General features: G+C 71.1%; 18 protein-coding genes and 1 tRNA gene. 6 read left to right on the forward strand and 13 right to left on the reverse strand.

The genetic code is table 11. The features are described from left to right. Positions 1 to 27: 27 nt before the first annotated feature. Both C8P66_RS10425 and C8P66_RS10430 read right to left on the reverse strand, forming a co-directional pair. Positions 28 to 987, reverse strand: a complete 960-nt coding sequence (locus C8P66_RS10425; RefSeq protein ID WP_111398193.1) for an alpha-ketoacid dehydrogenase subunit beta — start codon at positions 985 to 987, stop codon at positions 28 to 30. Then, positions 984 to 1,955, reverse strand: coding sequence for a thiamine pyrophosphate-dependent dehydrogenase E1 component subunit alpha (locus C8P66_RS10430; protein ID WP_111398194.1), 972 nt, complete (start codon positions 1,953 to 1,955; stop codon positions 984 to 986). Before C8P66_RS10430 ends, C8P66_RS10425 begins: the two co-directional genes overlap by 4 nt. Before the next feature lie 49 nt (positions 1,956 to 2,004). Here C8P66_RS10430 and C8P66_RS10435 point away from each other — a divergent pair, with 49 nt between their 5' ends. The 4 genes from C8P66_RS10435 to C8P66_RS10450 all read left to right on the forward strand — a co-directional run bounded on the left by C8P66_RS10435 (position 2,005) and on the right by C8P66_RS10450 (position 7,760). Further along, positions 2,005 to 2,775: a hypothetical protein gene (locus C8P66_RS10435; RefSeq protein ID WP_111398244.1), complete on the forward strand. Its 771-nt coding sequence runs from the start codon at positions 2,005 to 2,007 to the stop codon at positions 2,773 to 2,775. After that, on the forward strand, positions 2,775 to 4,508 hold the full coding sequence (locus C8P66_RS10440; RefSeq protein ID WP_111398195.1) for a thiamine pyrophosphate-binding protein: 1,734 nt from the start codon (positions 2,775 to 2,777) through the stop codon (positions 4,506 to 4,508). The genes C8P66_RS10435 and C8P66_RS10440 overlap by 1 nt, the downstream gene beginning before the upstream one ends. 82 nt (positions 4,509 to 4,590) lie before the next feature. Beyond that, the gene (locus tag C8P66_RS10445; RefSeq protein ID WP_111398196.1) at positions 4,591 to 6,222 is read left to right on the forward strand and encodes an FMN-binding glutamate synthase family protein; all 1,632 of its coding nucleotides are present in this window, start codon (positions 4,591 to 4,593) and stop codon (positions 6,220 to 6,222) included. Next, the gene (locus C8P66_RS10450) at positions 6,219 to 7,760 is read left to right on the forward strand and encodes an AMP-binding protein (RefSeq protein ID WP_111398197.1); all 1,542 of its coding nucleotides are present in this window, start codon (positions 6,219 to 6,221) and stop codon (positions 7,758 to 7,760) included. The genes C8P66_RS10445 and C8P66_RS10450 overlap by 4 nt, the downstream gene beginning before the upstream one ends. Here the strand turns inward: C8P66_RS10450 and C8P66_RS10455 are convergent. From C8P66_RS10455 to C8P66_RS10465, 3 genes are read right to left on the reverse strand one after another with little or no spacing between them, the layout of a single operon-like run. Then, positions 7,738 to 8,571: a metallophosphoesterase gene (locus C8P66_RS10455; RefSeq protein WP_111398198.1), complete on the reverse strand. Its 834-nt coding sequence runs from the start codon at positions 8,569 to 8,571 to the stop codon at positions 7,738 to 7,740. The two genes, C8P66_RS10450 and C8P66_RS10455, sit on opposite strands and share 23 nt — an antisense overlap. Positions 8,572 to 8,597: 26 nt before the next feature. Next, positions 8,598 to 9,257, reverse strand: coding sequence for a DNA-3-methyladenine glycosylase family protein (locus C8P66_RS10460; protein WP_245903417.1), 660 nt, complete (start codon positions 9,255 to 9,257; stop codon positions 8,598 to 8,600). After that, positions 9,250 to 10,662, reverse strand: coding sequence for a hypothetical protein (locus tag C8P66_RS10465; RefSeq protein ID WP_146422808.1), 1,413 nt, complete (start codon positions 10,660 to 10,662; stop codon positions 9,250 to 9,252). Before C8P66_RS10465 ends, C8P66_RS10460 begins: the two co-directional genes overlap by 8 nt. A gap of 50 nt (positions 10,663 to 10,712) precedes the next feature. Here C8P66_RS10465 and C8P66_RS10470 point away from each other — a divergent pair, with 50 nt between their 5' ends. Further along, positions 10,713 to 11,129: a gamma-glutamylcyclotransferase family protein gene (locus tag C8P66_RS10470; protein WP_146422810.1), complete on the forward strand. Its 417-nt coding sequence runs from the start codon at positions 10,713 to 10,715 to the stop codon at positions 11,127 to 11,129. On the opposite strand, the gene C8P66_RS10475 is transcribed toward C8P66_RS10470, so the two are convergent. The 8 genes from C8P66_RS10475 to C8P66_RS10510 form a co-directional block, all read right to left on the reverse strand. After that, positions 11,060 to 12,019 carry a DMT family transporter gene (locus C8P66_RS10475; RefSeq protein ID WP_245903419.1) on the reverse strand — a complete coding sequence of 320 codons (960 nt, stop codon included), beginning with the start codon at positions 12,017 to 12,019 and terminating at the stop codon, positions 11,060 to 11,062. The genes C8P66_RS10470 and C8P66_RS10475 overlap by 70 nt on opposite strands. Positions 12,020 to 12,038: 19 nt before the next feature. Then, complete coding sequence (locus C8P66_RS10480; RefSeq protein WP_111398202.1) at positions 12,039 to 12,338, reverse strand: hypothetical protein; 300 nt, start codon at positions 12,336 to 12,338, stop codon at positions 12,039 to 12,041. An 81-nt stretch (positions 12,339 to 12,419) separates the two neighbouring features. Continuing rightward, positions 12,420 to 13,577 carry a M20/M25/M40 family metallo-hydrolase gene (locus C8P66_RS10485; RefSeq protein WP_111398203.1) on the reverse strand — a complete coding sequence of 386 codons (1,158 nt, stop codon included), beginning with the start codon at positions 13,575 to 13,577 and terminating at the stop codon, positions 12,420 to 12,422. Positions 13,578 to 13,658: 81 nt separating this feature from the next. After that, positions 13,659 to 14,468, reverse strand: coding sequence for an aspartate dehydrogenase (locus C8P66_RS10490; protein WP_111398204.1), 810 nt, complete (start codon positions 14,466 to 14,468; stop codon positions 13,659 to 13,661). Between the two features lie 70 nt (positions 14,469 to 14,538). Then, complete coding sequence (locus C8P66_RS10495; protein ID WP_111398205.1) at positions 14,539 to 15,108, reverse strand: TetR/AcrR family transcriptional regulator; 570 nt, start codon at positions 15,106 to 15,108, stop codon at positions 14,539 to 14,541. 44 nt (positions 15,109 to 15,152) lie between these two features. Further along, entirely contained in the window at positions 15,153 to 15,938 is a 786-nt protein-coding gene (locus C8P66_RS10500) for an SDR family oxidoreductase (protein ID WP_111398246.1), read from the reverse strand. 21 nt (positions 15,939 to 15,959) lie between these two features. Beyond that, positions 15,960 to 16,035: transfer RNA gene (locus C8P66_RS10505), tRNA-His, on the reverse strand. 64 nt (positions 16,036 to 16,099) lie between these two features. Further along, the gene (locus C8P66_RS10510) at positions 16,100 to 17,287 is read right to left on the reverse strand and encodes an aminotransferase (RefSeq protein WP_111398206.1); all 1,188 of its coding nucleotides are present in this window, start codon (positions 17,285 to 17,287) and stop codon (positions 16,100 to 16,102) included. 315 nt (positions 17,288 to 17,602) lie between these two features. Between C8P66_RS10510 and C8P66_RS10515 the strand changes: the two genes are divergently transcribed. Then, positions 17,603 to 17,941, forward strand: a complete 339-nt coding sequence (locus C8P66_RS10515) for a P-II family nitrogen regulator (protein WP_111398207.1) — start codon at positions 17,603 to 17,605, stop codon at positions 17,939 to 17,941. The last annotated feature ends 168 nt before the right edge of the window (positions 17,942 to 18,109 follow it).

Here is an 18,109-nt window from a genome sequence, read left to right on the forward strand (position 1 = left end):
CATGGCGTCAGAGTGCGGGGGCTTGCCTCAGCGGGCAAGCAGGCGATCGGCGGCGGCGACGATCTTGGCGGGGGTGACCTTGATCGCCTCCTCCAAGGGCGGCGAGAAGGGCAGCGGCACCCGCGGCATGCCGCAGCGCGCGAGCTTCACCCCCGGGGCGTGTTCGGCGACGCAGGCGATGATCTCGGCGCCGAAGCCGCCCACCTCCACCGCCTCATGCGCCACCAGCAGCCGGCCGGTGCGCCGGGCGCTGGCGACGACGGCGGCCTGGTCCCAGGGCCAAAGGCAGCGCAGGTCCAGGATTTCCGCCCCGATCCCGCGCGAGGCGAGCACCGCCGCCGCCTGCTGCACCGCCGGCATCAGCGCCGACCAGGAGACGATGGTCAGCCCATTGCCCGATTGCACGCGGCGGACGCGGCCGAAGGGGATGGGCTCGATGACCTCGGGCACCTCGCCCTCGACGCCGAACAGGTTCTTGGGGTCGAAGAACAGCACCGGATCATCGCTGCGGATCGCCGAGACCAGCAGCCCGGCGGCATCGGCGGGGGTCGAGGGTGCCACCACGACCACGCCGGGCAGATGCGCGAACCAGGCCTCCAGCACCTGGCTGTGCTGGGCGGCGCTGTTGCGCCACAGCCCGTGCGGCATGCGCACCACCAGCGAGGGCCGCGCCTGGCCGCCGAACATGTAGCGGATCTTGGCGATCTGGTTCACCAGCTCGTCCATCGCGCACATCACGAAGTCGAAGATGCGCATCTCGATGATCGGCCGCGTGCCGACCAGGGCCGCACCCAGCCCCGCGCCCATGATGACGGCCTCGCTGATCGGGGTGGAGACCACGCGATCCGGCCCGAATTTTTCCAGGAAGCCGCGATACTGGCCGAACAGCCCACCGCGCGCGACATCCTCGCCCAGCACCCAGACCCGGGGATCGCGCTTCATCTCCTGCAACGCCGCAAGACGCAGGGCTTCCACCAGGGTCGTCATGCGCCGAGCACATCGCTGAAGGCGGTGGCCGGATCGGGCCAGGGCGCGGCCATTGCGGCTGCCCGGGCGGCCTGCATCTCGGCCAGCGCATCCTCCCGGACGGCCGCGAGTTCCGCGGCGGTGGCGACGCCCTCGGCGAGCAGCCGGGCCTCGAAGCGTGCGATGGGCTCGCCCTGCTTCGCTGCGGCGACCTCATCGGCCGGGCGCCAGGCGGCGGCATCGGTGCTGGTATGGCCGGTGTGGCGATAGGTTTGCGCATGCAGCAGGCGCGGGCCGGCCCCGCCCCGGACCTCGGCGACCAGGCGCGCGGCGGCGGCATCCACGGCGCCGACGTCATTGCCATCGACGGTCACGGCGGGGACGCCGAGTGCGGCGGCGCGGGCCACGACCCCGGGCCCGGCGGTGACATCGGCGGCGCGGGTGAAGGCGGCCACGCCATTGTCCTCGCACACGAACAGCACCGGCAGCCGGTAGAGCGCCGCCCAGTTCAGCCCCTCCAGGAACGGCCCGCGGTTGATGGCGCCATCGCCGAAGAAGCAGACGGCGATATGGTCGAGCCCCAGCAGCTTCAGCCCCTGCGCCGCGCCCACCGCGATCGGGATGCCACCCGCGACCACACCATTGGCCCCGAGCATGCCGACCGAGAAATCGGCGATATGCATCGACCCGCCCTTGCCGCCGCAATGCCCGCCGGCGCGGCCATGCAGCTCCTCCATCATCCCCGCCACCCCGGCGCCCTTGGCCAGCGCATGGCCATGGCCGCGATGGTTGGAGGTGATGCGGTCCTCACGCCGCAGGTTGAGGCAGACGCCGGCCGCGACCGCCTCCTGCCCGATGCTGACGTGCAGCGGCCCCGGAATGTCGCCGGCCTGGTGCGCCGCGAGCGCGGTTTCCTCAAAGGCACGGATGCGGCACATGCTGCGATGCAGCGCGAGCCAATGCGCGGCGTTGGCCGTCGTTGCGTTCATTTCGTTCCCCCGTCTTGCGAGCTTGACGCGCTCGGCGCAGGAATCAAGCGTGGAGAGAAACGGCGCCCTCATACGGGACAGCGTGACCGAGCTTGGCGCCGAAGCGCGCGGGCAAGTGGCGCTGTGCGCGAGCCATGGCGGCGGCTATGCCGCTGCCTATGCGGCCGCGCGCGGGGTCGCGGGGCTGCTGCTGCATGATGCCGGGATCGGGCGGGAGCGCGCGGGCGTCGCGGGGCTGGAAGGCCTGACCATTCCCGCCGCGGCCTGTACCGGCGCGCCGATCGGCGATGGCGCGGCGTTGCTGGCCGAAGGGCGCCTCTCGGTCGTGAATGCCGCCGCCGCGGCGCTCGGCCTGCATCCCGGCATGGGCTGCGGCCCAGCGCTGGACCGCCTGCTCGCCGCCTATTTGCCCCCTGCCCCGCCCGCCCCGCCGATGGAGGAAGCCCGGCATCTGCTGCGCGCGGGCGTCTGGGGGCTGGATTCCAACAGCCTGGTGAAACCCTCGGACGCCGGCAGCATCATCGTCACCGGCAGCCATTGCGCCCTGCTCGGCGGCCGCGCCGCCACGGCGGTGAAGGCCGATGTGCGTGTCGCCATCTACAATGATGCGGGGAGTGCCACGACGCGGCTGCCGGCGCTGGATGCGCGCGGCATCGCGGGGGCGGCCGTCTCCTGCTTCTCCGCCCGGATCGGCGAGGCGCTGTCCACCTGGAATGACGGCTTCATCAGCGCCGTGAACGACACCGCCGCCGCCGCAGGGGGCCGCATCGGCCAGACCTGCCAGGATTTTGTCTCTTTGTTCCTCGATAGGAAACCCTGATGCCGACTGCGAATGCGACCCGCACCATGACCGGCGGCGAGGCGATGGCCGAAATGCTGCGCCTGCACGAGACCGGGCCGATGTTCGGCATGGGCGGCTTCCAGCTGCTGCCCTTCTACGATGCCTGCCGGCGGCTGGGGCTGCGGCATTACCTCATCAACGACGAACGCTGCGGCGCCTTCGCGGCGGATGCCTACGCGCGGGTGACCAACCGGCCGGGTGTCGCGGATGGCACGCTCGGGCCGGGTGCGACCAACCTCGCGACCGGCATGGCCGAGGCCTTCAACGCCGGCATGCCGATGATCTGCATCACCGGCGACACCAATCGCGAATTTTCCTGGAAGAACATGACGCAGGAGGCGCGGCAGCTCGAAGTGCTGCGCCCGCTGGCCAAGGAGGTGATCCGCGTCGAGGTCATCAAGCGTATCCCCGAGCTGTTCCGCCGCGCCTTCGCCGTCGCCACCTCCGGCCGCCCCGGCCCCGTGGTGATCGATGTGCCGGAGGATATCGCCCATGGCAGCTTCGACTTCGACGCCGATGACTTCTGGGTCGATCCCGGCACCTTGAAGGCGCAGGCCCGCCGCTCCCGCCCCGCCGCCGAGGATATCGCCCGCGCCGCCGCATTGCTCGCCCATGCCGAACGGCCGCTGATCCTGGCGGGTGGCGGGGTGCATATCTCGGAGGCCTATGGCGCGCTGCTGTCCCTCGCCGAGGCCGAGGGCATTCCCGTCGCCCATACCATGTCGGGCAAGGGCGCCATCGCCTGCACGCATCCGCTCAGCGCCGGCGTCTTCGGCCGCTATGACCGCATCGCCAATGCGATGATCGCCGAAAGCGATTGCCTGCTGGTGGTGGGCTGCAAGCTCGGCGAGATCGCGACCAAGCGGTTTTCCCTGTTCAACGGTGGCACGCCGCTGATCCATCTGGACGTGGTGGCGGAGGAGATCGGCCGCACCACCCGCGCCGATGTGGCACTGGTGGGCGATGCGCGCTGCGGGCTTGAGGATCTGCGTGCGGCGCTCGGCGGCGATGCAGCCCACCGCGCGGCCTGGACCGCGCAGGTGCCGGTCCGCATGGACGCCTGGCGCGAGTCCGCGCGTGAAAAACTGGAGGCGACCGAGCGCCCGATCAACATCGGCCGGCTGATGGGCGAGCTGAACCGCATCCTGCCCGCCGATGCCGTGCTGGTCGCCGATGGCGGCTTCGCCGGGCATTGGGGCGGGCTGCTGTTCGACACCAAGCAGGCCGGGCGCGGTTTTGTGGCCGATCGCGGCTTTGCCAGCATCGGCTATGGTGTCCCGGGCGGGATCGGGGCGCAGCTCGGCGTCGGCAAGACCCGGCGCGTGGTCGCCATGACCGGCGATGGCGGCTTCAACATGAGCCTCGGTGACCTTGAGACCGCGCGGCGCGTGGGGGCGGCGCTGGTCGTCTGCGTCTTCAACAACGCCGCATCGGGCTATGTGAAGGCGTTGCAGCATGCGGTGTTCGGACCTGGGGCCTACCAGTCCTCCGACCTCGTGGAGATGGATTACGCCGCCATCGCACAAGCCATGGGGTGCAAGGGCATCCGCGTGGAAGACCCGGAGCAGCTTGCCGACGCCTTGCGCGCGGGCCTTGCGAACACCGAAACGCCGACGGTGCTGGACATCATCGTCACCCGCGACCCGGCCCGCATGCTGCCGGCCGCCGACAACCGGACCTTGAAGGTGGAGAAGGGCGACCGCCCCGTCTGAGTTTCCCGTCTGAGGAGCTTCACGAGCGGAAATTCTTCTGCCGGGTTAGGCTCGGCGCACCCTTGCCCAGGATCACGCGCCGATGCCCTTCTTGCTGCTGCCGTTCACGCCCCGCTACATCACCCTCACCCTCGTCATCGCCTGTGCGCTGGCCTCGGCCATCGCCCTGGCCTTCGGGGCCACGGCCTGGCTCTGGCTGCTGCTGGCGGTGGCGGTGGGGCTGACCGCGCTTGGCATGTCCGATCTGTTCGATCCCCGCCACGCGATCCTGCGCAGCTATCCCATCGCAGCGCATCTGCGCTTCCTGATGGAGCAAATCCGCCCGGAGATGCGCCAGTACTTCTTCGAGGATGAGAAGAACGGCGCCCCTTTCAGCCGCGACAAGCGTGCCCTGGTCTATCAGCGCGCGAAGATGGACCCGGACAAGCGGCCCTTCGGCACGCAATACGACGTCTACGCCGATGGCTTCGAATGGCTGAACCATTCCATGGCGGCGCGCGCGCCCAACCCCGAGGCGTTCCGCGTCACCATCGGCGGGCCGGACTGCACGCAGCCCTATGACGCCTCGGTCTTCAACATCTCGGCGATGAGCTTCGGCTCGCTTTCGGCCAATGCGATCCTGGCGCTGAACGCCGGTGCCAAGCGCGGCAATTTCGCGCATGACACCGGCGAGGGCGGCTACAGCCCGCATCACCGCAAGAATGGCGGCGACATCATCTGGGAGATCGGCTCGGGCTATTTCGGCGCCCGCACCGCCGCCGGCGAATTCTCCGCCGAGCGCTTCGCCGCCACCGCGATCAACCCGCAGATCAAGATGGTGGAGCTGAAGCTGAGCCAGGGCGCCAAGCCCGGCCATGGCGGCGTGCTGCCCGCGGCCAAGGTGACGGAGGAAATCTCGGCCACGCGCGGCATCGGGATGGGGGAGGATTGCATCTCACCCTCCTGGCACAAGGCGTTCGGCACGCCGGTCGAGATGATGCGCTTCATCGCCGAGATGCGGCGCCTGTCGGGCGGCAAGCCCGCGGGCTTCAAGCTCTGCATCGGCCATCCTTGGGAGTTCCTGGCGATCTGCAAGGCGATGCTGGAAACCGGCATCACCCCCGACTTCATCGTGGTGGACGGCAAGGAAGGCGGCACCGGGGCGGCGCCGCTGGAATTCATGGACCATATCGGGATGCCGCTGCGGGAGGGCCTCTCCTTCGTCCATTCGGCGCTGATCGGCGTCGGGCTGCGCGATCGCATCCGCATCGGCGCCAGCGGCAAGATCGCCTCCGCCTTCGACATGGCGCGCGCCTTCGCGCTTGGGGCCGATTGGTGCAATTCGGCGCGGGGCTTCATGTTCTCGCTCGGCTGCATCCAATCCTTGAGCTGCCATACCGATCGTTGCCCGACCGGCGTCGCGACGCAGGACGCGACCCGCGCCCGCGCCCTGGTGGTGGAGGACAAGCAGACCCGCGTCTTCCAGTTCCACCACGCGACCCTGCATGCGCTGGCCGAGCTGGTGGCCGCCGCCGGGCTGGACCATCCCTCGCAGCTCAGCCCCGAGCATTTCACCCGCCGCGTATCGCAGCAGGAGAGCCGCAGCTTCGCCGAGCTCTACCCGCGCCTGGCACCTGGCGAGTTGCTGCGCGGGACCAGCGATCCGCGCTTCGCCCGCGCCTGGGACCTGGCCGATGCGCAGTCCTTCGCGCCCCGCGTCGCTTTGGCCGCATGATGGCTGCCAACCTCGGCCGCCTGCTCACCCAGACGGCACGGCGGCTGCCGGATGCGCCCGGGCTCATCTGGCGCGACCGCGTCTGGGCTTGGGCGGAGGTCGATACCCGCGTCGATCGGCTGACCCAGGTGCTGCGCGAGAATGGCGTGACCCCCGGCGATCGCGTGCTGGTCCATAGCCGCAACAGCGCTGCGATGTTCGAGAGCCTCTGGGCCTGCTTCAAGCTTGGCGCCATCTGGGTGCCGACCAACTTCCGGCTCACGCCCTCGGAAGTCGCGATCCTGGCGACCGACAGCCGCCCGGTGGCGATGATCCGCGACCAGGGTTTCGCCGCCCATGCCGATGCGGTGCCCTCGGCGCGCTGCATCCTCGCGGTCGGCGATGCGCGGGCGCATGAGCGGGACTACGAGGCCGCCCTCGCCGCCGTGACGCCGCCGCCGCCCGACCATGAAGCGCCGGTTTCCGCCGACACGCCCTGCTGGTTCTTCTTCACCAGCGGCACCACCGGGCGGCCCAAGGCGGCGGTGCTGACGCATGGCCAGATGGGCTTTGTGGTGACCAATCACCTTGCCGATCTGATGCCGGGGCTGACCGAGCACGGCGCCTCGCTGGTCATCGCCCCGCTCTCCCACGGCGCGGGCATCCATGCGCTGGCCAATGTCGCGCGGGGTGCGCCGAGCATCCTGCTGCCCGGCGAGGCGCTGGATGTCCCCATCGCCTGGGGCCTGATCGCCCAACATCGCGTGACCAACATGTTCACGGTGCCGACGATCCTGATGGCACTGTGCGATGGCGCCCCCGCCGATGCCGATGCGTCGTCGCTGCGCCATGTCATCTATGCGGGTGCCCCGATGTACCGCGCCGACCAGGACCGCGCGAGAAAACTGATGGGCCATGCGATGACGCAGTACTTCGGCCTCGGCGAGGTCACCGGCAACATCACCGTGCTGCGCCCGGACCAGCACGACCTCGCGCCCGGCAGTTGCGGCATGGCGCGCACGGGCATGGAGATCGGCATCCTGGACGCGACCGGCGCCCGCCTGCCGCCCGAGACGACCGGGGAGATCTGCGTGCGCGGCCCCGCCGTCTTCGCCGGCTATTTCGAAAATCCCGAGGCGAGCCAAAAAGCCTTCACGGGCGGCTGGTTCCATACCGGCGACATCGGATACCTGGATGCGCGCGGCTTCCTGTTCATCACCGGCCGCGCCTCGGACATGTTCATCTCCGGCGGCAGCAACGTCTATCCGCGCGAGATCGAGGAAGCGATCCTGCTGCACCCCGCCATCGCCGAATGCGCCGTGGTCGGCATCCCGCACCCGAAATGGGGCGAGGTCGGCGTCGCCTGCCTGGTCGCGCGCGCGCCGGTCGGGGAAGCCGAGATCCGCGCGCATCTGCAAGCGCGCCTCGCCCGCTACAAGCATCCGCAGGTCTTCGTCTTCTGGGACAGCCTGCCGAAATCAGGCTACGGCAAGGTGCCGAAATCCCTGCTGAAGCAGCGCCTGGCCGAGGAAGGCGTCACGCCACCTCCACCAGCGTGATCTCCGGCGGCACGCCGAAGCGCACCGGCAGCGTCGAACAGCCCAAGCCTCCGGAGACGACGAGGCTTCGCCCCTCCTCCCGCACCAGCCCATAGGCGTAGCGGTTGCCATAGGCGGAGGGCACCCGCGGCGACCATCCGGCCAAGCGGATCTGCCCGCCATGGGTATGCCCCGAAAGCTGCATGGCGAAGCGCGGCGTGGCGCGGGCGAAGATATCCGGCTCATGCGCCATCAGGATCGCCGGGGCGTCATCCTCCAGCGCGGCCAGCACGCGCGGCAGGTCATCGGCGCCGGTCTCGTGAAAGGCGGTCTGGCTGTCCAACCCCGCCAGCCAAAATCCATCCGCGCCATCGCGCAGCCGCAGCGCGCCGTTCCGCAGCACGCTCACCCCCGCCGCGGCCAGCGCCTCGACACAGGCCGGCGGGTACTGCGGGCTGGCCTGCGGATCGTCCCACCAGTCATGATTGCCGAGCACCGCATGCACGCCGAGCGGCGCCCGCAGCCCGCCGAGCAGCCCGGCGATGGTCGCCATCGGCACCAGCGCGGAGACGAAGCGGTCATGCCCCGCGAAATCGCCCAGCAGCAGGATCAGGTCCGGCCGCAGCGCATTGGCCCGCGCCACCACCGCGGCAACGCGCGCGGCCGGCATCACCGGCTCGCCGGCATGGATATCGGACAGCATGACGATCCGCAGCGGCGCCCTGCCGCCCCAGCCCGGCACATCCGGCCGGTAGCGCGCGACGCTCAGCCGCCTCTGCGGTTCAAGCCAGCCGCCATAGCCGCCGGCGGCCACGGCGGCGGCGCCGAGCATGGCGGTCCGTCGTGTCAGCACCGCATTCAAGGTGCGGTTCCCGCCGCCGCCCGCACGGTAGCGCCCTTGTCCTTGACCTTGGCCGCATTTGCCGCCTGCCAGAGATACCAGGCCGCCGTGGAACGATGCGGCGCCCAGGCGGCACCGATCGCGCCCAGCTCCTTCGGCTTGGGCTGGACCTCCAGCCCGGCGGCGATGCGGTAGCCCTCGCGCACGCCGAAATCATCGACCGGCAGGATATCCTCCCGCCCGAGGGTGAAGATCAGCAGCATCTCCACCGTCCAGCGGCCGACGCCGCGGATGGCGACCAGCCGCTCGATCAGCGCCTCGTCGGAGATCCGGGCGCAGCCGCGCCGGCTCGGCACATGCCCGCCGGCGGCGTGATGGGCGATGTCGATGATGGCCGCGACCTTGGAGCCCGAGAAGCCGCAGGCCCGCAGCGCGCCATCGGGCAGCGCCAGGATCGCGGCTGGGCTGGGAAACTCGGCCTCGGGGAAGTTGGCCAGCAGCCGGCCGAGCATCGCCTCGGCGGCGCGGCCATGCACCTGTTGATGGGCGATGGCGCGGATCAGCGCCTCATAGGGTTCGCGCTTCACCGTGGCCAGCCGCGACCGCCCGATGCGCGCAATGACGCCCGCCAGCACCGGATCCCGCGCCAGATGCGCCCGCGCCGCCCGTTCAGCCAAGACCCGCCCCCATGATCGCCACCCCCGCCCAGCCCACCGCCAGCATGGCGGCGAAAGAGGGCCAGAGCAGCCGCCAGAGTTGCACGGGCCGGGTGCCATCGGCCAGCAGCCCGCAGATCAGCGCCATCACCGTGAAGCCCATCCCGGCCGAAGCGCAGCCCATGAAGTTGTGCAGCGCCGCCGCCGGCAGCGCCGGCAGCCCGACGGCATGGGCCAGGCCCATCTGCACCGGCAGCAGCGCCGAGTTGCTGCCGACATTGCTGCCGGTGACCACCCCCGCCAGCACCCCGAGCGGCGGCAGCGCATAGCCGGCGGCAGAGCCCAGCGTGTCGGCCAGCACCAGCGCCAGGCCCTGCGCCGCGCCCGATCGGGCGAGCCAGCCGGCCAGGAGCACATAGAGCAGCATCGCCGTCGCCGGCCGCCGCGCCCGGGCCAGCGCCGCCCGTGCGCGCAAAAGCCCGTCCGGCAGCGGCGCCAGCAGCACCGCCGCCGCCAGCCACAGCACCACCGCGACATGGGTGATGGGCACCGCCGGCAGCCCGGCATAGGGCTGCCACGCCGGCGCCCCGTGCCAGGACCGCGCGAGCAGCAGCGCCGCCACCAACCCCGCCCAGGGGCCGAGCAGCCGCGCCGCGCGCGACCACGCCTCCGCATCGCGCGGCAGCGCCAGCCGCCACAGCGCCCAGAGCAGCGGCAGGCCGGAGGCGACGATCCCCGCCGCCTCGAAGGGCCCGAAGCGGTTGGCCGCCAGCAGCAGCAGGCAGACCACGACCATGAAGCCAAGCTGGGCGAGCTTCTCCCGCCCCGGCACCGGTATCCCCGCCCGCCGCGACAGCGCCCAGAACAGCGGCACCAGGCACAGCAGCCAGGGCAGTTGGAACCAGGCGGTCATCGCCGCGAAGTCCTGCGCCGGCTGCCCCGCCAGCGCGGCGCCGAGGGCCGTGCCGGGCCCCAGCCCGCCCCAGGGCACCAGGCACAGCGCCAGCAGCGCCAACGCCCCCGCCTGCGGCCCCCGCAGCCCCATCCCCCGCAGCGAGGCCAGCGCGAAGACCGCGCCGACGGCGAAGCCGGTGACGCTCTCGACGAAGGCGCCCGCCAGGAAGCAGGCGACGAAGACCCGCCGCGCGTCCGGGGGCGCCGCGGCGGGTTGGGGGTTGGCGCCGGCCGCGGCATGGAACAGCAGCCCGCCCGTCACCACCCCGATCGGCTGCACCGCCAGGAACAGCGCCCGCAGCGCCTCCGCCGCCAGGAACCCCGGCACCGCCACGCCGGCCGGCAGCGACACCACCACCGCCGGCACCGCCGCCGCCAGCGCCACGAGGCAGGCGACAGGCGGCGAGGCCCGGCCCGAGAGCAGCAAGGCCAGGAGCAGCAGCAGGGGCGCCGATTGCAGCAGGATCACCATGGCGGGCATCCTTGCCGCAGCCGCCGCGCCGCGCCATCTGGGATCACGACATGCCGACCATGCTTTACGCCGCCTATGGCTCCAACCTCAGCCACGCCCAGATGGCCGCCCGCTGCCCCGCCGCCCGCGTCGTGGGCGGGGTGATGGTGCCCGGATGGCGCCTGGGCTTCCGCACCTGGGCGGTGATCGAGGAAGCCCCGGAGGCGATGGTGCCGATCGGGATCTGGGCGGTGACGGAGGACTGCGTCACCGCGCTCGACGTCTTCGAGGGCGTGCCCGACTCCTACCGCCGCGCGCCCCTGCCTTTGCCGGATGGGCGTGAGGCGCTGGTCTATCTGGAATGTGCCGGCCGGCACGGGCCGCCGACCCGCGCCTATGCCGACATCATTCGTGTCGGCTATGGCGACTTCGGCTTCGATCCCGCGCCGCTGGAGGCAGCACTGGCCGCCTGCCGGTTCGCGGCCTGAGACGCGGCGCGCGCCTCCGCCACCGTCACGATCACCGCCCCCGCCAGGATCACCGCCGCCCCCGCCCAGGCCGCAGCATCGGGCACCTGCCCCCAGATCAGCCAGCCGGCCAAAGCCACGATCGGCAGCCGCAGATATTGCAGCGGCGCCACGGCCGAGGCCTCGCCGGCACGCAGCGCCTCGGTGATCAGCCACAGGATCGCCGGGGTCACGCAGCCGAACACCGCCAGCACCGCCACATCGCCGAGGCCAAGCGGCATCCAGGTGGCGATGGCGAAGGGCGCGGCGCCGAGGCTGGTGACCAGCCCGACCCAGGCGAAGACGGTCTGCGTCCGCTCGGTCCGGGTCAGCATCCGCGAGGTCAACGTGATGCCGCACCAGCAGATCGCGGCGCCGATGGCGATGGCCGCGCCGAGCGGATCGATCCCCGCCCCCGGCCGCAGCATCACCGCCACCCCGAACAGCCCGATCAAGGTGCCGGCCCAGCGCGCGCGCCCCACCGCCTCGCCCAGCAGGGGGGCCGCCAGCATGGTCGTGAACATCACATTGGTGAAGGACAGCACCGTCCCCGTCGCCGGATCCAGGTAGCGGAAGGAGAGGAAATACAGCCCCCAGGTCGCCAGCGAACAGGCGCCCCGGAACAGGTGCATCGGCAGCCGGGCGGTGCGGAAGACGGCAACGCCGCCCCCCAGCAGCAGCGGCGCGATCCAGACGAACTGGCCAAGGGCACGCACCAGGAGCTGGGTCGCGACCGGAATGCCGCGATCATTCATCCAGCGGATGAACAGCACCTCGACCGAGAAGATAACGGCCGCGGCCGCCATCAGCGCCATGCCGCGCAGATTGCCCGGCATGCGCGTCCAGGCCAGGCGGGCGCCGGCGGCGGTCACCGCCGGCGCTCCGTGGCGCCTAATTCAAGGCGGGCGGGGTGGTGCGCGGAGCGCGCGGCGCACGGGTGCGGGCGTGGTGCGGGCGGGCCTGGGCGCGGGTGCGGGCGGCCTCGGCGCGGCTGCGGCTGCGCAATTCCTGGGTGCGGGTGGTGGGCGCGCGGGCGGCGCCGGTCGCGGAATTCAGATCCTGGCCGGTCGCCATCGGCGAGCTGCCATGCATCACGCCCGAGCCCGATCCGGTCAGCGGATTGGACTGGGCCTGGGCAACGCCGCCGCCCAGCAACAGCGGCAGCAGCGCGAGAAGAACAAGACGTCGCATGGAGGAGGTCCTTGAGAGAGCGGCCGAGATTTAGCAAAATGGTTGAATTTTGCACGATAATCCCGTGATATTGCGGGATATTCACGCCGAGGTAAGTAACCCCGCAAGCAACCGGACACGCGGCACCAGACTGTCGATGCGGATATGCTCCTGCAGCGTGTGATATCCCGCGCCCAGCACGCCCAGGCCATCCAGCGTGGGCAGTCCCAATGCTCCCGTGAAATTCCCATCCGACCCGCCGCCGGCACTGCCATGGGGCAGGCGATACCCAAGCTGGGCCGCCAGCGATTCGGCCAGGCCATGCAGCCGCATCACCCCCGCATCGGGCTCCCACACCGGGCGGGTGACGCCGCGGCGGACCTCAAGCCCGACGCCATCGCCGCTGCTGCGCAAGGCCAGCATGGCGGTGACGGCGGCATCCAGATCCTCCTGCCGCCGGGCCATCGACAATGCCTCGGCCTCGCAGGTGGTGGCGACGCAGTTCACCCATTGCCCGCCATGGATGACGCCCACGGAGAAGGTCGCGGCCTCGGTCGTCATGCCATCGATCTGCGGCACCAGGCGGCACATCTCGCGAATCGCGCTGCGGCCTTCCGACAAGGTGCTGCCGGCGTGGCTCGGCCGGCCCGTGGTCCGCAGGTTGAAGCGCGCGATGGCGTAGCGGCCGGAGACGACGCCGCCCATCGCGCTGTCGCCATCCGGCCGCGCGGGCTCGGGGACCAGGATCGCGGCGTGCTCGGCCGCCACCGCCTCGATGAGCGCGCGCGTCGAGGGGCTGCCGATCTCCTCGTCCCCGGTCAGCAGGATGCTCACGGGGCGCGCGGTCGGGATGCCGGCCTTGGCCAGCGCCAGCAGGGCGGCGAAGGCGAGGAAGGTGCCGCCCTTCATGTCGCAGATGCCGGGGCCGTAGCAGAGCCCGGCCTCGATGCGGAACGGCAGCGCCGCCAGCGTGCCGATCGGGTGCACCGTATCCAGATGCGCCATCACCAGCAGCCCGGGCACCCGGCCCCGGTCAGGATGCGGCAGGTCGAGCCGCAGCGTATCGCCGAGGCCGAGCGTGCCGGGGAAGCGCGTCACCACCGGGGCGAGCGGGGCGAGCATGGCCGCCGCCAGCGCCGTCATGGCGTTTACCGCCGGGGCGGCGAAGGTCGGGCTTTCGCATTCCACCCAGGGGCGAAGCCCCGCGAGCAGGGCATCGGGATCAAAATCCAGGGCGAGGGCGGGGGCTGTGCTGTTCATGGCAGCGAGCTTGCCGCCCCCGCCCGGCTTGCGGAAGCCGCGTGGGCGCCGATTTTCGCCGCCCCCCCCCCGCAGCGAGGCTCAGGAGCCGACCTTCAAGGTCGCCGTCAGCCCGCGCATGCAGGCGAGGATCGACAGCGGCGTGATCTTGCCGGTGCGGGGGTTCTCCTCGCTCGGCACGTTCTCGATCGTCATGGTCAGCCGCGCGGCGGCGGCCTCCACGCGGATGGTGTGGGTGTTGCGGGTCACCTCGGGATCGGCCCAGATCTCGACCATGGTCCGCTCCGGCCCGATACCGGCCAGCGCCAGGGCGGCGGCGACATTCACATTGGCAGGGAAGCCCTGCGCCGCATCGAAGGCGTTGCCCTTGAAGACCAGGGTCTTGACCGTCATCGCGGTGACGTCGATGCCGTGCTGCTCGAGGTAGGGCGCGCCCAGCAATCCGCGCGGCGGCTTGCGGGTCTCGATGGTGATGGTCGCGACCTCGCCCTCGGCCGCGGCACGCACGGCATCGAGCCCCAGCAGCGCGCCGGTCGGCACGATGATGCGGGCCCCGGTGGCGCGGGCGCGTTCCACGAGATGCATGCGCGGCAGCAAGGCGCCAACGCTGGAAGGGACGAAGATGCGCCCTGCCTCGATCGCCGCGGTGGCGACGGTCTCGAAGACGGCGGCGGGGGCGGCCTCGACCACGATGTCGGCCTCGGCCAACTCGGCCAGCCCAACGAGGCGCGGCGGGGTGCGGAAGGTGGCGATGGTCGCGGCGGCCTTGGCCTGGTCCCGCGCCGCGACGGCGATCAACCGCAGCCCCGGCACGCCGGCATCCAGCGCGCGGGCGAGATGCAGCCCGATGGCGCCCAGCCCCGCGATTCCGACTGTAAGGTCCTTGGCCATGGCCGCTTGCTCCCAATTTTGCGCCGGGGGGCCTTAACAGCCAGAAGGTCGGGCGGCTAGCGGCGACGGCTTAGCCGGGCACCAGGGCCGCGGCATCGAAGGTCCGCAGCCGTGCGAGCGCACGCCCGAAAGGCTCGGGATCATCCATCGCGCGGGAGAGAACCAGCGCACCATAGAGATCGGCGATGCGCGCCTCCGCCGCGGCATGGGCCGAGGCGGGCGGCTGGCCGGCGCGGATCAGCGCCTCCGCCAGCGCATCCTGCCAGTTCCCGAAGAAGCGCTTCAGCTCGGCGGCAAAGCGGGCGGATTTTCCGGCCAGGGCGAAGACGGCGAAGACACAGCCCTTTTCCCCGCCGACGAAGCAGGTCTCCATCGCATCGGCCATAAGGGCGATGCCCCGCGCCGCGGGCTCCCGTGCCAGCGGGACGAGCACATGCTGCTGAAACCAGGCCTCGACATCGGCCAGGACGGCGGCGGCCATCTCCGCCTTGCCACCGGGGAAGAGATGGTAGAGCGAGCCGCGCGCCAGCCCCGAGGCTGCCTCGATGCTGGAAAGCGAAACGCCCTCGTAGCCCTCGGAACGAAACAGCTCGGTCAGCGCCGGCAGCAGGTCGGCACGGTCGGCAATCTGGCGGGCCATGGCCGGGCTCCTCTCATCTACGGGCGCGCGTGCGCCGCCCTGTATCAGACGACGGGTGTGCGCCCGCCGTCCAGGTTGATCGCCGTGCCGGTGGTGTAACCCGAGGCGTCCGAGGCCAAAAATGTCGCGAGATTGCCGAATTCCTCGGCCTTGCCGAGCCGGCCGAGCGGCACCGCGCGCCGGGCTTCGGCCGCCCAGTCGTCCCAGCTCTGGTTGCTGCCGGCGGCAACGGCGGCGGCGTGGCGCTTGTGCCACTGGTTGCTCTCGATGATGCCGATCAGGATGGCATTGACCAGGATACCATGCGGCGCCCCCTCATTGGCCAGGATCTTGGTCAGCGAGAGCCCCGCGGCGCGGGAGACCGCGGTCGGCGCGCCCTGGGCCAGCGGCACCTTGGCGCCGGTGTTCAGCGTGTTGATGACGCGGCCCCAGCCCCGTTCGACCATGCCCGCCCAGGCAAGCCGTGTGAGGCGAATCGCGGCGAAGAGCTTCAGGTCCAGATCCGCCTGCCACATCGCATCGGTGACCGTCGGGAACGGCCCACGGGTGCTGGTGCCGGCATTGTTGACCAGGATATCGACGCCGCCGAAGGCGGCCTCAACCGCCGCATGGGCGGCCGCACAGCCCTCGGCGGTCGAAACATCGGCGGAAACGGCGATGACCGGGCCGAGGGGCGACAGCGCCTGCCGCGCCGCCTCCAGCGCCTCGGCGCCGCGGGCGACCAGGGCGACGCTGGCGCCGGCCTTGAGGAACCCCTCGGCGGCGGCATAGCCGAGACCCTGGCTGCCCCCCGTCACGAGAGCGCGGCGGCCATCGAGGCGAATGATCATCATCTGTCTCCGGGGGTAGGATGGGGCGACCAACGGGGCTCGAACCCGTGACATCCGGCACCACAAGCCGACGCTCTGCCAGCTGAGCTATGGCCGCCATCCTGGGGGCGGAATAGGGCGGGCATTCCGCCCCGTCAACCGTCAGTCTGGTCGGCCGCTTGTCAGGCGGCGACGACGTCCTGGGCGCGGCGCTTGATCCAGGCCTCGATGCGCGCCAGCGCCTCATCCAGGACCGCCTCCTTCTTGCAGAAGGCGAAGCGGGCGAAATGCGCCGGCGCGTCCGGCCCGGCGTAGAAGGCGGAGACGGGAATCGCGGTGACCTTGGCCTCCACCGTCAGCGCCCGGCAGAAGTCCACGTCATCGCCGGCGAAGCCCAAGGGGCGGAAATCGGCGGTGATGAAATAGGAGCCCCGCGCCTCCAGCACGCCGAAGCCGAGCCGCGCCAGCCCCTCGGCCAGCCGGTCGCGCTTGGCCGCCAGCGCCGAGGACAGGCCCGCGAAATAGGCATCGTCCTTGGCCAGCCCGATGGCGACCGCGCGTTGCAGGTTCGGCGGCGTGGTGAAGGTCAGGAGCTGGTGCGCCTTGGCGACCGTGGCCGCGAGGGATTTGTCGGCGGTGACGTAGCCGACCTTCCAGCCCGTGAGGGAGAAGGTCTTGCCGGCGCTGCCGATCCGCATGCAGCGCTCCCGCATCCCCGGCAGGGTCATCAGCGGGATGTGGTTCCAGCCGTCGAAGGTCAAATGCTCATAGACCTCGTCGCAGACCGCGTAGCAGTCGTGGCGCTGCACCACATCGGCGATGAAGGCGAGCTCGGCGGCGGTGAAGATCTTGCCGGTGGGGTTGCCCGGGGAATTCAGCAGCACCGCCTTGGTCTTCGGCCCGAAGGCCGCGGCGAATTCCGCCCGGGGGAACTCCCATTTCGGCGGGGTGAGGCGGACCAGCCTGGGGATCGCCCCCAGCATCCGCACGACCGGCAGATAGGTGTCGTAAAGCGGCTCGACCAGCACGCATTCATCGCCGGGGTTCAGCACCGCCATCAGGCAGGCGGTGATCGCCTCGGTCGCGCCGGAGGTGACGACGACCTCGGTCGCCGGATCGACGGCCAGGCCATAGAATCGGGCATTGGCGGTGGCCACGGCCTGGCGCAGTTCCGGCACGCCGCTCAGGGGCGGATACTGGTTCCGCCCGTCCCAGAGCGCGTCGGCGGCGGCCTGGACCACATCGTCGGGCCCGTCCACGTCCGGGAAGCCCTGGCCGAGGTTGATCGCCTGATGTTCGGTCGCAAGCGCCGACATGACGGTGAAGATGGTGGTGCCGGTGGAGGCGAGGAGGGTGTTCTGGGGCTGCATGACTGTCCGCGAAGGCCGTATGCTGGCCCGACGATCAGGGCCGAAGCCCCCGCCCCGGCCCCGGGCAAGAGCAGGAAGATGTCGCCAGATTCCCCGCGGTGCAATGGGGCGCGAGCGGCCTGAGATGCCGACTGCCCGCGGAACGGGCAGTCTGCTCCGCGACGCGGCGGAAATGGCGGGGCATTTCAGCATTTTCCGCTATGCTCGGCGTTGCCGCAGCGGCACGGGGCGTGCAACACATCGGCGTGGCTTGTGGGCCCGCACGGCCGCGGAAAACGGCTGCCCTCGGCCCAAGGGATGGAGATCGGACACCGGATGAAGAAGATCGAGGCCATCATCAAGCCGTTCAAGCTGGACGAGGTGAAGGACGCGCTGCACGAGATCGGGCTGCAGGGCCTGACCGTCGTGGAGGCCAAGGGGTTTGGGCGCCAGAAGGGCCACACCGAACTCTACCGCGGCGCCGAATACGTCGTGGATTTCCTGCCGAAGGTGAAGATCGAGGTGGTCTGCAGCGATGACCTGGCCGACCGCGCGATCGAGGCCATCACGGCCGCCGCCCGGACCGGGCGCATCGGCGATGGCAAGATCTTCGTCTCCGAGGTGTCCGAGGTCATCCGCATCCGCACCGGCGAACGGGGCGAAGACGCGGTCTGACACAGGGTTGACCCACGCCCGCGCCAGAGGGTGTGCGGGCGGTGTGGCATCGGGTTTGCGGGCGCGCCCCTGGGCGCGGTCGCGGGCCGGGGGCGGTCCCCCGGCAAACCGTCGCGGCCAGCGCGCCGGCATGTAGAACGACTGACGACGATAGAGAGAGACAGGGGA

This window comes from Humitalea rosea (assembly GCF_003253705.1).
Taxonomy (GTDB): domain Bacteria; phylum Pseudomonadota; class Alphaproteobacteria; order Acetobacterales; family Acetobacteraceae; genus Humitalea; species Humitalea rosea.